12 protein-coding genes are annotated in these 13347 nt (G+C 57.8%); 1 reads left to right on the top strand and 11 read right to left on the bottom strand.

Going from position 1 to position 13347, the window contains the following annotated elements; all coding sequences use genetic code 11:
• Positions 1-4: 4 nt before the first annotated feature.
• Entirely contained in the window at positions 5-706 is a 702-nt protein-coding gene (locus tag EDC38_RS02440) for an ABC transporter ATP-binding protein (RefSeq protein WP_024459923.1), read from the bottom strand.
• 180 nt (positions 707-886) lie between these two features.
• Here EDC38_RS02440 and EDC38_RS02435 point away from each other — a divergent pair, with 180 nt between their 5' ends.
• Complete coding sequence (locus EDC38_RS02435) at positions 887-1516, top strand: arylesterase (protein WP_123637177.1); 630 nt, start codon at positions 887-889, stop codon at positions 1514-1516.
• A gap of 138 nt (positions 1517-1654) precedes the next feature.
• On the opposite strand, the gene EDC38_RS02430 is transcribed toward EDC38_RS02435, so the two are convergent.
• From EDC38_RS02430 to EDC38_RS02385, 10 genes are all read right to left on the bottom strand, one after another.
• Complete coding sequence (locus EDC38_RS02430; protein ID WP_123637176.1) at positions 1655-2770, bottom strand: HupE/UreJ family protein; 1116 nt, start codon at positions 2768-2770, stop codon at positions 1655-1657.
• Positions 2770-3879: a tetratricopeptide repeat protein gene (locus tag EDC38_RS02425; protein WP_123637175.1), complete on the bottom strand. Its 1110-nt coding sequence runs from the start codon at positions 3877-3879 to the stop codon at positions 2770-2772. The genes EDC38_RS02430 and EDC38_RS02425 overlap by 1 nt, the downstream gene beginning before the upstream one ends.
• Before the next feature lie 38 nt (positions 3880-3917).
• Positions 3918-4424, bottom strand: coding sequence for an Ig-like domain-containing protein (locus EDC38_RS02420; RefSeq protein WP_123637174.1), 507 nt, complete (start codon positions 4422-4424; stop codon positions 3918-3920).
• 11 nt (positions 4425-4435) lie between these two features.
• Positions 4436-6031, bottom strand: coding sequence for a DUF4331 domain-containing protein (locus tag EDC38_RS02415; protein WP_123637173.1), 1596 nt, complete (start codon positions 6029-6031; stop codon positions 4436-4438).
• Between the two features lie 243 nt (positions 6032-6274).
• Entirely contained in the window at positions 6275-7006 is a 732-nt protein-coding gene (locus EDC38_RS02410; protein WP_123637172.1) for an anti-sigma factor, read from the bottom strand.
• Positions 7003-7548: an RNA polymerase sigma factor gene (locus tag EDC38_RS02405; protein ID WP_123637171.1), complete on the bottom strand. Its 546-nt coding sequence runs from the start codon at positions 7546-7548 to the stop codon at positions 7003-7005. The genes EDC38_RS02410 and EDC38_RS02405 overlap by 4 nt, the downstream gene beginning before the upstream one ends.
• A 99-nt stretch (positions 7549-7647) precedes the next feature.
• Positions 7648-9387, bottom strand: a complete 1740-nt coding sequence (recJ, locus tag EDC38_RS02400; protein ID WP_123637170.1) for a single-stranded-DNA-specific exonuclease RecJ — start codon at positions 9385-9387, stop codon at positions 7648-7650.
• 306 nt (positions 9388-9693) lie between these two features.
• Positions 9694-11091 carry a threonine synthase gene (gene thrC / locus EDC38_RS02395; protein ID WP_123637169.1) on the bottom strand — a complete coding sequence of 466 codons (1398 nt, stop codon included), beginning with the start codon at positions 11089-11091 and terminating at the stop codon, positions 9694-9696.
• Complete coding sequence (locus tag EDC38_RS02390) at positions 11088-12395, bottom strand: homoserine dehydrogenase (protein WP_123637168.1); 1308 nt, start codon at positions 12393-12395, stop codon at positions 11088-11090. Before EDC38_RS02390 ends, thrC begins: the two co-directional genes overlap by 4 nt.
• A 173-nt stretch (positions 12396-12568) precedes the next feature.
• A complete protein-coding gene (locus tag EDC38_RS02385) occupies positions 12569-13327 on the bottom strand; it encodes a DsbC family protein (protein WP_123637167.1) in 759 nt (252 codons plus the stop codon).
• Positions 13328-13347 lie beyond the last annotated feature (20 nt).

The raw sequence follows: 13347 nt of genomic DNA, 5'->3' as shown, positions 1-13347 counted from the left end.
TGGCTCAGGCCTCCTCTGGCACGGGGTCAGTTTCCGGTTCAAGGGAACCGGCCACCAGATGAACGCGACGACCGCAGCGTTGGGCCAAGCGCTCCTCGTGGGTAATCAGAATCAGGGTGGTGCCCTGCTCGCGATTCAGTTCAAACAGCAGATCGATGATTTTGGCACCGGTGTGAATATCGAGGTTGCCCGTGGGCTCGTCGGCAAACAGCACCTTGGGCTGGCTGGCAAAGGCCCGCGCCACCGCCACTCGCTGCTGCTCACCACCGGAGAGCTGTTGCGGGTAGTGGGTCAGACGCTCGGCAAGTCCCACCCGAGCCAGGTACTCCTCGGCCCGACTGCGGGCATTCTTCATGCCATGCAGCTCCATGGGGAGCATGACGTTTTCCAGCGCGGTCAGGCCCGGCAGCAGTTGAAACGACTGGAACACGAAACCGACGGATTCGGCCCGGACTTTTGCCCGTCCCTCTTCGTCCAGTGCGGTCAGGTTCTGGCCGCACAGCTGCACTTCACCGAAACTGGGCAGGTCCAGCCCCGCCAGGATGCCCAGCAGCGTTGACTTGCCGGAGCCCGAAGGGCCGGTGATTGCCACACTTTCTCCCGCCGCCACCGATAGGGAAATGCGGTGCAGAATGGTCAATTGCCCTTCTGCGGTCGAAACCACTTTGCCAACGCCGTTGGCCTGTACCAGTGCCGTGGAAGTCATGAAATGTCCTGGTTCGTCAAAAAACAGAGTGACCTATTGCACCTTGGTTACGAGAGGGTGTCAAAACGGTTCACAATTCTTTACGGTGACCCTTAGTCGCCCGATCAGCGTACCCATGCAGTATGAGCCTCTCAGAGGTTATTATTGCACCTGTGTCCACCCACTGAGCCGGAACCGCCCATGACGTTACACCGCACACTGCACTGTATTTCCCTTGCCCTGCTGCTCTCGCTCGCCTCAGTGGCCTGGGCAGAGTCCCCACGCGTCCTGGTACTGGGTGACAGCCTGAGTGCGGCCTACGGCATTGACGAGGAGGATGGCTGGGTCAACCTGCTCAATGAGCGACTGGAGCGCGAAGGCTACCCCCATACGGTGGTGAATGCCAGCGTCAGCGGTGAAACCACTGAAGGCGGCCTAAAGCGCCTTCCCCGGCTGCTGAGCGAGCACAACCCGGAATGGGTGATTCTGGAGCTGGGCGGCAATGATGGTTTACGCGGTTACCCGATCAGCGATCTCGCCGACAACCTCGCCGCAATGATTCAATTGAGCCGGGAACAAGGGGCAGAGGTAGTGCTCTTGGGCATGCAGATTCCCCCCAATTATGGCCCGCGCTATACCGATCAGTTTACCGCCGTGTATCCGCAGCTGGCCCAGGAAGAAGATGTGCCACTGGTGGCGTTTATGCTAGAAGGCATCGCCACGAAGGATGAGTTGATGCAGCGAGACGGCATTCACCCCAACGCCGAAGCGCAGCCAAAAATTCTGGAGAATGTATGGCCGACCTTGCGTGAGGTACTTCAGGCGCATTGAGATTATGGTGTCGGCTTACGTTTCGCTAAGCCGACAATCCAGCCCGCTAGTCACCCCGACGTTCCCGGGGCTACCAGTGCCGCCAGCGGCCGGATCATAAACGAGCCTATTAAAAATCGATGTTGCATAAACACTGCCTCACATTCGAGTCATAACCCAATATATGGCCAAGCCGGCAATCAACACAGAGGCAGCCGGCACCAGAATACCTCTGAACCATCGGTAGTGACGCAAGAGCATGAGACAAGGCAGCAACACCAGCACGATCGCCAGTTGACCGATTTCAACGCCCAGATTGAACGCCAGCACTGTGGGCAGCACCTGGTCGGCAGGGACACCAAGTTCGCCCAACACTCCGGCAAAACCAAAGCCGTGGATAAGGCCGAACGCAAACGTAATTCCAGACAGGCGAGTAACCACCGGAAAGACATTATTCAGCGCTGCTAATGCCACCGACAGAGCAATTGCCACCTCCACCCAGCGGCTGGACGGCTGGACCCAGCCCAGAGCGGTGGCGGTGAGCGTCACCGAGTGAGCCAGAGTAAAGGCGGTCACGATCCAGACGGCATTGGTCACAACACGGCGCACACTCACTTCCGGCTGCCATTGTCCCGAGGCACGCATCAGCACAGAAGTCAGCAACAGCGACACCAGAAACAGAATGTGATCCAGACCGATCCAGATGTGAACGATGCCTTCTTTGACAAAATCCTTGATGGTCAACATCAGATTCCCCTCCCTACCTCCGAGAATCATCTCCTGCTGACTGCGATCCATTACCCGGTAGCTACTGTCGGTGTCGCTTGAGCCCGGTGCCTCCGAGCGAAAGTTCACCAGCAGCTTGTGCTCGGGCTGTTGCTCAAAAAATGCCTGGTAAACCAGCGTGAGGTCGCCACTGAGCGGGCACTGCGCCTGAAGCGACGTCACCAGATAGGCTTCGCCATAGTGCTCATCCACCTTCCAGGGACCCGCGAAAGACAGATTGCAGGGTCGGTCACCTCGCCGCAGGTTGATCCGGTCTTGGAGATAGGTCTCCAGTGTGGCGGCATTGTCCAGTACCTCGCCCCACAACAGTTCGCCATCGCGATTGGTATCCATTCCCACTGCTCGCTCCAGGTCGTAGAGCCGGGTTTGCAGCTCGAGCTGAACTTTGCCAGTGGCACCGAGATCGCCACTCAGGTAGGCCGTGCTCAATTGATGGGCCTGGGCCGAGAATGATAAGACACCCAATAAAACCAGCAGATAAAAACGCATCAGTGGGCCCTCTTCTCACTTATATTTTTTTCCACACTGCGGCGGGCCTGCTGTAACAGTCGCCGATCACTGTGCTCTCGGGCCTTCTCCCAATTGATTTCCGCCCAGTGAAGTGCTTTCTCGGGTTGCGGGTCCACCTCAAGGTAGTAACGCGCCAGATCTGAGGCGTGATGCGTATCCTGGCGCTGAAGTCGCAACGCCATGCGCCCTTCAACGTAGTCTTTCCAACGATCACCCTCGGTTGCCTGTTCGGCAATCGCCAGACGAAGGGCCAGTGCATCGTCGATATTGGGTGCGGCCGTGACCACAGACTCCAGTTCCTCGATGATTCGAGTATGGTTACCGAGCGCCAATTGCACTTCCGACCATTGCAACAGGTAGTTGACGCTGGCGCCGTCAAGATGCGGGTCGAGCCACGACTCGGCTTCCTCGAACCGACTCAGACGCAACGCCATGTCAGCAAGGATCTGGGCAATCCAGGGGCCTCGCTCGTCGTCGGGCAACCCTTCGCGCTGCACGAGCGCCTGCAGACTCCGATAGCTGGCCTCCAAAGACTGCCGATAGCTCGCCACCTCCAGGGCACAGGCGCTGGCGGTCACCAGGTCCGCATTGCCGATCAATGCGATGCAGTGACCGTGTGCGCGATCGGGGAGGCCCTGAATCAGATAAATTCGGGCGGCGAGCAGACGTGCTTCCACATGGCCCGGTTGTGCGCGGAAAACCCGCTCCAGAGCGGAAAGCGCTGCGTCAAAATCATGGTAATGTTGTTGTACTTTCGCCCACAACAACCACACTTCCGGATTATCGGTCTGGGCTTCGACCGGAACCTCCAACAGGGTCCTCGCTCGATCGTAAAAATGGCTGTAGCCAGGTTTGGCGGCAAGTTCGATCGTCTTCCGGGCGCGAGTCAACCGCGACTGCGGGTCAGACTGCCACCGCGCTTCGGCGGTGCTGGGCGGATCGGCTTGTCTGAATTCGGCAGGGTCCCATTTGGCCACCAGGGTGGTACAGGATTCGGGAATAGTGGGTTCGGCGTGTGCCAGACAACTCCAACCCAGCAGTATCACTAAAAATATCCGGATGTTCATGAAGTATTCCCAGTTAATCATTTGTGAAAATCGCCATCCCTGGCATCACCATCGAACGCTTACGGTGTAAGCAGATCGTCGTACGCATTGGACTCAGCCACATCCTGAATGAATACCCGACCGTTTACCGGCAGGGGTTCATCCGTTGGCATCTGCTCAAATGCCTGACGACTGTATGTGCTGAAGGATACTTCCAGCGGCTCGATCACAATCTCCACGTTGGCAACATTGGAATCGCGATCACCATCAGAGGCCCGGAAGCTGAAAGAATCATTGCCGGTGAAGGTGGCATTGGGCTGATAACTGAATGATCCGTCTGCCTCTATCGTCACCGAGCCATTGACCGATTCGTCCACCAAAGCGAAGGTAAGAGGATCACCGTCAGCATCTTCGGCACTGAGCATACCGGTCAGCTCCGTATCCGCCTGAGTGGTCAGACTGGCACCACTGGCGGTTGGAGCCTGATTCGGATCAGGGGTGGGCTTGGGATCTTTGCCACTACTGCCACCACAGCCGACCATGATCAGCGTCAGCGCTGCAATTAAAGCTGTTGCGTAAGTTTTCATACCAGTCTCCTTTATTCAGAACCGGGAAGTGGTTCTGCCAGGTAAGGGAAAGACACCTTCATCATGCTGGCGTCCACTGGTGCACCATCGGTAAAGGCCACTTCGCCGGTATTGGCATCTTCGGGGGCACACAGTCCCAGATCCGTTTGTTCGCCATTGACCGGAATCGGATAGCACAGGCGGCCCATGACGACACGCAGAGCGATGTCCACGACGTCGTCACCGGGACGACGACCATTGGGGAAGCCCGCCAGGTCATCACCGGCAACGCCGAAGGGCGACTGCTCCGCCGCCGGCTTTGCGGGAATGCCGGTGTTGAGGCGAAGTACTTCGGACGGGGTGACAGTCGACAACTGATTCACGCCCTCAAACCCGGTCAGGAACGCAGTAATCAGATCGTTGCGAGGAAAGTTGGTCGGAGCCAGGGTTTCCATATTGGTCCCCAGAGTGCTGTTGACGGCATCTTTGAACAGAATGTTCAACAGTTCAGGGAGCGATGGGTGACTGACATAGTCCAGAAACTGACCATCGTCAGACGGGTGGGCACTGGAAAAGCGGTCTTTGTCTTTCAAACCGATGACCAGCTCATTCACCAGGGGGTTCCCCAGTCGGGATACCTGAGTCAGGGCACCACCATTCACCTCGGTGTTATTGAACTCCGCTTGCGGATTCAGAATACGGGCCTGAGGCAGGCTGGCAGTCGTCCAGGTGCCTATGGTGCCATTCCCATCACCGGTGACGCAGCTTTTGGGAATTTCCAAAGCCAGCGCGGTCACATTTTTATTCCCCAGATCATCATTACCCATGTCCTGGGTAATGCCACCGGGAAAACCTTCGCCATCACCGTTGCCGCGCATGCTGTCGCCTTCGACGGGCACATAGTTGACCAGGTCAAAGGTCTTTCCCAAATTCACCACAAAGGGATCTTTGCGCTGACCGACAAAGACCCGACCGTTGGTCTCGCAGCCGGGAATAGCAATCTCATGGACAAAACTGGCCGCGTAGTCAGCGTAGGCATCACGCGACCCGAAGCTTTTGGTGCCAATAAAATCAAGAGGCTTGCTGAAGGTGGTGCCACCCATGGTGGCGTCCTGCACCTCCATTCCCATGCCCGTTCGCTGCTCACCCTCGACCAGAGTTAGCTCGTAGGTTTCCAGAAAATTCACGGCTGACATGTCGTCGGCCGAAATTCCGCCAACGTTCTTCAAAGGAACCGCGACGGATCGCGTATTGCCTTCCGGGCCCACAGTCAGCTTGACGCCTTCACCGTCCTCACCGGGCAGCGCTTGCTGAAAGCGGAATTGGTAGGTGAGGTCTTCGACCGCATCACCATCATTGTCGATATGGATGCTGTAAACCGCCGCCGGATCCAGAGCGAAGTAGTTGGGGCCGCCGTAAGCATCCTGCAATGGCAGGTAGTTGGCAATCAGTGTCACATATTCACCTCGACCCTCTTCATAGCTGTTGAACGCATAGAAGTCGGTGGAGTCGACGGTGGGCATACGGGTAATGTTGGGGGCTTCGCGGTGACTGGAAGCCATTGTCGCAGTGGCCACCATACCGGTGCACAGAGTGCCGATAACGAGTGATAGGTATTTGGTTTTCATAGCCTTTTGCTTCCTGTTAACAGGTTAATGAACGAAATGACAACCACACAGATCGTCGAGGTTCATAGAGCAAACGGCTGAGAATGAAATTTGGATTCAGAAGGCAGAAACTATTCTTATATTGATTTACTCGTACTCTTTCGATAGCAATAGCGATTCGAAATAACGGCGTTGAAGATCACGCCGACCCTCCCCAGAACGCCCGAATCTCAGGCATTCTGGGCGAACCTTCTTCGATCGAAATCAAATGTTAACCGGTTCTGCCGTATACAACACGGTGGTCGGCTTGCCGGTAGGCGACCCGCCCAAGGGCTCAAGACTGACGGCAAGCACGTTGATGTCGACCTCATCCAGCAGCGCAATCCGTGGCAATTGACGCCGCCCCTGTTTGGGCAATAGCCCCAAAGACACTGGGTCACGCCCATCAGCGGCCACCAGCCAGAGCTCGTAATCTTTATCCGCTTGCGCAACCAGTCGATCCGTTGCCTGGACATTGAACGTTGAATCCGTCCATTCAATCAGCCAGAGCGGCTGCGCCTTTTCGCTTTGAACCACAACCAGTTGTCCAGGCGACTCTGGATACATCACCGGCCAGATCAACACCACCGCCAAGAACAAGGCGGCAGCCGTCGACAAACCAGCCAACCAACGCCAGGGATCGAACCGAGTTTCGACGCCGATGGGTAGGACTTTTTTCTGGGGCTTATCCTCCCGGGAACTGTTGTCCGGCGAAGTCACGTCCAGCGGCGCACCGATTCGCATCTGGATCTGCTCCCATACCCGTGCCGGCACCGTTTGACTGGGCAGCGATTCTCCCAGCCCATTGAGCCCACGCTCCCAACGCCACACAGTGGTCCGCAATGAAGAGTGCTGCATCAACAGTTTCTGAAAGCGAATCCGCGCCCTACCCTGAAGCGTCCCCAATACATAGTCTGCCGCCAGCGCATTGCGGCGGTCCTCGGTCAAGTAGTTCATGCTTCAAGGCACCTCTTCAAACGGTCCAAACCCCGACGAATCCAGCTTTTGACTGAGCCCAACGGCGACGCCAGACGCTTGCACACCTCAATGTGCGTCATTCCCAAAAAGTACGCCAAGTGGATAGCGTGACGCTGTGTGCCCTCTAGCTGATTCATACAGCGATCAATTTCCGCTCGCTCCCGATGTTGGTACAGGTCCAGCTCCGGGGACTCATCGCTCCCCTCTTCGGCCGAAGACTCCTCATTGATTTCCGGACGACTTTTGGCCGCTCGCAACATGTCCAGCGCACGATAACGCGCAATACTGATCATCCAGGACATCACTGTCCCTTTCTCAGCGTGATACGAACCGGCGTTGTACCAAATCCGTACAAACGCCTCCTGAACGGCGTCCTCTGCCCAGTCCCGACGCCGTAACATCTGCAAGCTAACGGCGTATAACTTGCCGGATGACTCACGATAGAGCTGAGCAAATGCCGTATGCTCCCCCTCCGCCGTTCGACTCAGCAATGATAAGAAAGGATCGTTCGACTCATTCATAAATCATGATCTCTGTTATCTTGATTTTTCAGGATACATATTTACTGAACGTAGGAGGGCGGAATTTGGATGCACTTCCCGGCATAAAAAAACCGGCAATCAGGCCGGTTCGATGTACTCCACCATCAACTGCACGGACTGACGCCCGCGAAACTCGTTCACATCCAACCGATACGCCAGGTGCACACGCTGCACGGACGGATTGGGCCACAACTCCGGATCAATATTGAACGCAATGGCGTCCACCAGATGTTGTCCCTGCGAATCCAGCGCCAACGTCATTTTCAGGTGTTTCTCCCCCACCAGCCTCTGCTGAACCAGCGCAAAATCCCCATCGAACAGCGGCTCCGGAAAATGCTGTCCCCAGGGGCCTGCGTTGCGCAGCAAACTGGCCAGTTCCAGGTTCACTTCCGTGGGCGTCAGATTACCGTCGCTGACCAACACCGGCTGCAGGTCCTCCGGCTGCAATTGACGTTTTACTTCTTCGTCAAAGGCCTGCTGAAACGCGTCGAAATTCTCCCGAGAGAGCGTCATCCCCGCCGCCATGGCATGGCCACCGAACTTGTTCAACAGATGCGGATGACGGGCCGCCACCGCATCCAGCGCATCGCGGATGTGCAAACCGGCAATTGAGCGAGCCGAACCTTTGATCTCCCCTTCCCCGGCATCGGCAAACACGATCACCGGACGGTGCAGACGATCCTTGATGCGCGACGCCAGAATACCGATCACACCCTGGTGCCAATTACCGTCATACAGGCAGAGCCCCCAGGGCAGCGCCTGATTTTCTTCATCCAGCTGCAGCCGATTGAGCATGGCCACCGCTTCCTTCTGCATGCCACTCTCAATCGCCTTGCGATCGCGGTTGAGCTCGTCCAGCGTCAACGCCATCTCCCGGGCCAGCTCATCGCTGTCGCACATCAGACACTGAATGCCCACGGAAATATCGTCCAGGCGTCCCGCCGCGTTCAGCCGTGGGCCAATGGCAAACCCCAGGTCACTGGCCACCAGCCGGTGCATCTGTCGCCCGGCCACATCCAGCAGGGCAATAATGCCCGGGCGAGCCACACCGGCGCGAATGCGCTGTAAGCCCTGAGACACCAGAATGCGGTTATTGTGATCCAGCGGCACCACGTCCGCCACCGTACCGAGGGCCACCAGATCGAGAAAATTCGCCATATTGGGCTCGGGTTGGCCCTGGGCAAACCAGCCCCGCTGACGCAACTCCGCCCGCAGGGCGTTCATCACGTAAAAAATAACACCAACACCTGCCAGGTTTTTACTGGGAAACGGGCAGCCCGGCTGATTGGGGTTCACAATGGCTTCGGCGGAGGGCAGCTCATCACCGGGCAGGTGATGATCCGTCACCACCACCGCAATCCCATGCTCCTGCGCCGCACGCACCCCCTCGACACTGGAAATGCCATTATCCACCGTCACAATCACATCCGGCGCCATCGCCGCCGCCACGTCCACAATCTCCGGCGTCAGCCCATAGCCGTACTCAAAGCGGTTGGGCACCAGAAAATCCACACTCGACAGCCCCATGGCCTGCAACGCCATCACCGCCAGCGCCGAACTGGTGGCGCCGTCAGCGTCGAAGTCACCCACCACCAACACATTGGCCTGTGCCTCGACCGCATCGGCCAATAGAGCCACCGCTTCGGGCAGGCCTTTGAAGGTGGGTTTGTGCAGGTGTTGCAGCTTGTGGGAGAGTTCTTCCGAGCGAGAGACGCCTCTCAGCCGATAAAGGCGATCCAGCAACGGAGGAAGGTCACCAGCCAGAGGGGTTTCCAGAGAGTGTTCAGGAGGTGTGCGTCGGAGGATGGTTTTTTGCATGAGGTCCGTCGGTGAAATTAGAGGGATTCGGCTTTGGTTACGGCGGATGCGCCTTCGGCTTATCCGCCCTACGCAACCTGCGTGCGATGCTATTTCCCGGAACATTACGTTGGCACCGCGGAGGTTGGGTGACCCCTTGTGAGACCGTCACCCGCCTTGGACGCCCCACATGGATGTGGGAAGTGTCCCGTAGCGCCGGGAGCGCGAAGGGGACCGGCGGGTGATGAGCCTACAGGGATGTATTTACGGCGTGTCTCACAAGGGGTTACCCAACCGCAGCACTACAATCCGAAGTAACCTTACGCCCTACGCTTTTAAATTTTTGGCGATGTAGGACTGTACGGTGCCGATGTCGTTGGCCAATACTTCGTAGCGCTCCTCGCGCTGGAAGAGGTCCGCCATGTGGTGTGGCAGCGCCGGATCGGTATCCTGACCGGCCTTGCGCACCGCCTCCGGGAATTTCGCCGGATGGGCCGTGGCCAGGCAGACCATCGGAATATCCTGACGACGGCGCGTTTCGCGGGCCGCCTTCAAACCGATCGCCGTATGCGGATCCAGCAGGTATTCAGTGCGCTCAAACACATCTCGAATCACCTCGAGCATCACATCATCATCCACCTTGTAACTGCTGAACAGCTCACGCGCCTTCGACAACGCCGACTCATCCAGATGCATGGCGCCGGACTTGAAGTCCTCCATCAGGCCGCGGATTTTGTCACCGTCGCGATCGTACAGATCGAACAACATGCGCTCGAAGTTACTGGATACCATGATATCCATGCTCGGCGACAAGGTATGCTGGAGCGGCTGCTTGCTGTGATCATTGCCACTCAGGCAGCGATGCAGAATATCGTTGCTGTTGGTGGCGATCACCAACTGATCGATGGGCAGCCCCATGCGCTTGGCCAGATAACCGGCAAAAATATCGCCGAAGTTACCCGTAGGCACCGAGAAAGAGATAGGACGTGCCGGTGCGCCCAACGCCAGGCCCGCGTAAAAGTAGTAAACGATCTGGGCCATGATGCGCGCCCAGTTGATCGAATTGACCGCCACCAGTTGACGATCTTCGGGCAGAAATGACTGATCGCCGAAACTGGCTTTCACCATATTCTGGCAATCGTCAAAGTTGCCTTCCAACGCGATGTTATGCACGTTATCTTCCAGCACCGTGGTCATCTGTCGGCGCTGTACATCCGACACCCGCTTGTAGGGGTGCAGAATGTAAATATCGATATTGTCGCACCGGCGGCAGCCTTCAATCGCCGCCGATCCGGTATCCCCGGAGGTTGCCCCCATGACCACCACTTTCTGCTGACGCTTTTTCAGCAGGTGATCGAGCAGGTGGCCGAGGAACTGAAGGGCGAAATCCTTGAACGCCAGGGTCGGACCCTGGAACAGTTCCAGAATCCATTCGTTGTGCGCCGTCTGCACCAGAGGCGCAATGGCGTCGTGGCGGAAGCTGCTGTAGGCCTCACTGATGATCTGCTTGAGTTCCGCATCGGATACGGCACCGGAAACGAACGGGGCCATAATTTTGAACGCGAGCTCTTCGTAGGAGAGGCCCGCCCAGGAGGCGATTTCTTCCTGGCTGAATTCCGGCAGCGTTTCCGGTACATACAGGCCGCCATCTGGCGCCAACCCGGTCAGGACAACGTCTTCAAAATCGAGGGCCGGGGCCTGGCCCCGAGTGCTGATGTATTTCACTTCAATGGCTCCACACGGATGCGGGTAATCGGGCCGGTGATGGAGCTCAGGGATTCGATCTTGATGATCGCCTCGACCAGTTGCTTTTCCACGGCCCGGTTGGTCAACAGAATCAACGGAACGATTTCTTCTTCGTCCGCGGCCTCTTTCTGGATCAGGGCTTCGATACTGATGCCGGAGTCACTCAGAATTTGTGCAACCTGCGACAGCACCCCGGGTTTGTCCAGAGCCGACATGCGCAGATAGTAAGCAGTCTCGACCTCTTCAATGGGCACGATTTCCAGTTCGCTGCGCAGCTGTTCCTGCTGGAAGCCGAGGTAGGGAACCCGGTGCTCGGGGTCAGCGGTCAGGGTGCGCGCGACATCGACGATATCCGCCAGTACGGCCGAGGCAGTGGGTTCGGCCCCAGCACCGGCACCATAATACAGGGTCGGGCCGACGGCATCGCCCTTGACCAACACGGCGTTCATCACGCCATCCACATTGGCGATCAGGCGCTTCTGGGGAATCAGGGTCGGATGCACGCGCAGCTCAATGCCCTTGGGCCCTTTCTGGGCAATCCCCAGATGCTTGATCCGGTAACCCAACTCCTGGGCGTACTGAACGTCCTGCGGGGCGATACGACTGATGCCTTCGGTGAATACTTTGTCGAACTGCAGGGGGATACCGAAAGCGATGGAGGCCAGGATTACCAGCTTGTGGGCCGCGTCGATGCCCTCGACGTCAAACGTCGGGTCGGCTTCGGCGTAACCCAGCTCCTGAGCCTCTTCCAGCACCTCGGAGAAACCGCGACCCTTGTCGCGCATTTCGGTGAGAATGAAGTTACCAGTGCCGTTGATGATACCCGCCAGCCACTCGATCTTGTTGGCAGACAGGCCCTCACGGATCGCCTTGATGATGGGGATACCACCGGCCACGGCGGCTTCAAAGGCTACGGTCACACCCTTTTCATTGGCGGCGGCAAAAATCTCGTTACCGTGCTCGGCAATCAGGGCCTTGTTGGCGGTAACCACGTGCTTGCCGTGCTCAATCGCCTTGAGAATCAGCTCGCGGGCCACATCAATTCCGCCGATCAGCTCGATCAGAATGTCGATGTCCGGGTTGGTAGCAACCTCAAAGATATCGCGGGTGACGTTCAGCCCGGAGATGTCGCAGTCCACATCGTCGCGACGACAGGCGACCTGGCCAATCACAATGTCACAACCGGCACGGGCGTTGATCACCCGGCTGTTGCGATGAAGAACGTTGACCGTGCCGCTGCCGACAGTGCCGAGGCCACAGATACCTATTTTGACCGGTTTCAAACTTCTCTCCCCCAAAAAATGAGCCCTGCTGGTAAAAGGTAACGCCCGCCAACGCTGGGTGCGGGCGGGCGAGACCGGCTATTCTACTGGAATGCGCGCCCCGGAGCGAGGCGCGGGCGAGCAACCTTACTGGGCCGCTCGCGAGGTGTCAATTGGCGACAGGAATGGGGCCCTCAGAGCCCCAGAGTCTGGGCGAGCTGCGCCGGCGGCACATAGCCGGGCTGCACCGTCCCGTTGGGCAGCACCAGCGCCGGCGTGCCGTTCACGCCGAACTCGCCACCGAGGCGATAATGTTTAGCCACCGGGTTGTTATCACAGGATTTGTTGTCCACCGACTGGAGGTTTTTCAGACGATCCAGTACGGCCTGCTGGTCGTCCGCACACCAGGCGGTTTCCAGCTTTTGGGCGGAGGGGCTGCCCACACCGGCCCGAGGATAGGCCAGGTAACGAATTTCGATGCCCAGGTCATTGTAGCCGGGCTTGGTTTCACCACCGTCCTGATAGGCGCTCATCTGACTGTGCAGGCGACGGCAGTACCCGCAGTCCACATCCGTGAACACATACACCACCGCTTTGCTCTCACCCTCCGGAGCGAAGGCAATGGTGTCTTCTTCATCCAATTGAGCGGCAAGCTGCTTGCGCTTTTCCACGACCGCCGGGTCTTCGTAGCGCCCAAAGCCACCGGGCTCAATGGTGAACATGTCACCGGCAATCATCAGTTGCGCGTCCGGAGAGACATAGAGCACCGGTCCGCCGACCACCCGAGCCTGGTAAAGCCCCTCAATGGGCGCCGGGCGCACATCGGTAAACTCAAAATCGGGACGTGCCTCGGAGAGGGCCTTGAGAATACGGTCCTCGGTGGACATTTCCTGAGCCTGGGCCAACACACTCCCCATCAGGACCATCAAACCAACCGCCACTTGCTTCAACATAAACGTTTTCCTGTCACAAT

Origin of the sequence: Marinimicrobium koreense (assembly GCF_003762925.1) — a bacterium.
Taxonomy (GTDB): domain Bacteria; phylum Pseudomonadota; class Gammaproteobacteria; order Pseudomonadales; family Cellvibrionaceae; genus Marinimicrobium; species Marinimicrobium koreense.
This window is presented reverse-complemented; position numbering and strand designations above follow the sequence as displayed.

What these genes read in the sequence shown, in the direction of transcription:
- EDC38_RS02405 (WP_123637171.1), bottom strand. Translation starts at nt 7,548, where the DNA reads ATGAATGAGTCGAACGATCCTTTCTTATCATTGCTGAGTCGAACGGCG.
- EDC38_RS02385 (WP_123637167.1), bottom strand. Translation starts at nt 13,327, where the DNA reads ATGTTGAAGCAAGTGGCGGTTGGTTTGATGGTCCTGATGGGGAGTGTG.
- EDC38_RS02440 (WP_024459923.1), bottom strand. Translation starts at nt 706, where the DNA reads ATGACTTCCACGGCACTGGTACAGGCCAACGGCGTTGGCAAAGTGGTT.
- recJ (WP_123637170.1), bottom strand. Translation starts at nt 9,387, where the DNA reads ATGCAAAAAACCATCCTCCGACGCACACCTCCTGAACACTCTCTGGAA.
- EDC38_RS02410 (WP_123637172.1), bottom strand. Translation starts at nt 7,006, where the DNA reads ATGAACTACTTGACCGAGGACCGCCGCAATGCGCTGGCGGCAGACTAT.
- EDC38_RS02420 (WP_123637174.1), bottom strand. Translation starts at nt 4,424, where the DNA reads ATGAAAACTTACGCAACAGCTTTAATTGCAGCGCTGACGCTGATCATG.
- EDC38_RS02415 (WP_123637173.1), bottom strand. Translation starts at nt 6,031, where the DNA reads ATGAAAACCAAATACCTATCACTCGTTATCGGCACTCTGTGCACCGGT.
- EDC38_RS02435 (WP_123637177.1), top strand. Translation starts at nt 887, where the DNA reads ATGACGTTACACCGCACACTGCACTGTATTTCCCTTGCCCTGCTGCTC.
- EDC38_RS02430 (WP_123637176.1), bottom strand. Translation starts at nt 2,770, where the DNA reads ATGCGTTTTTATCTGCTGGTTTTATTGGGTGTCTTATCATTCTCGGCC.
- EDC38_RS02425 (WP_123637175.1), bottom strand. Translation starts at nt 3,879, where the DNA reads ATGATTAACTGGGAATACTTCATGAACATCCGGATATTTTTAGTGATA.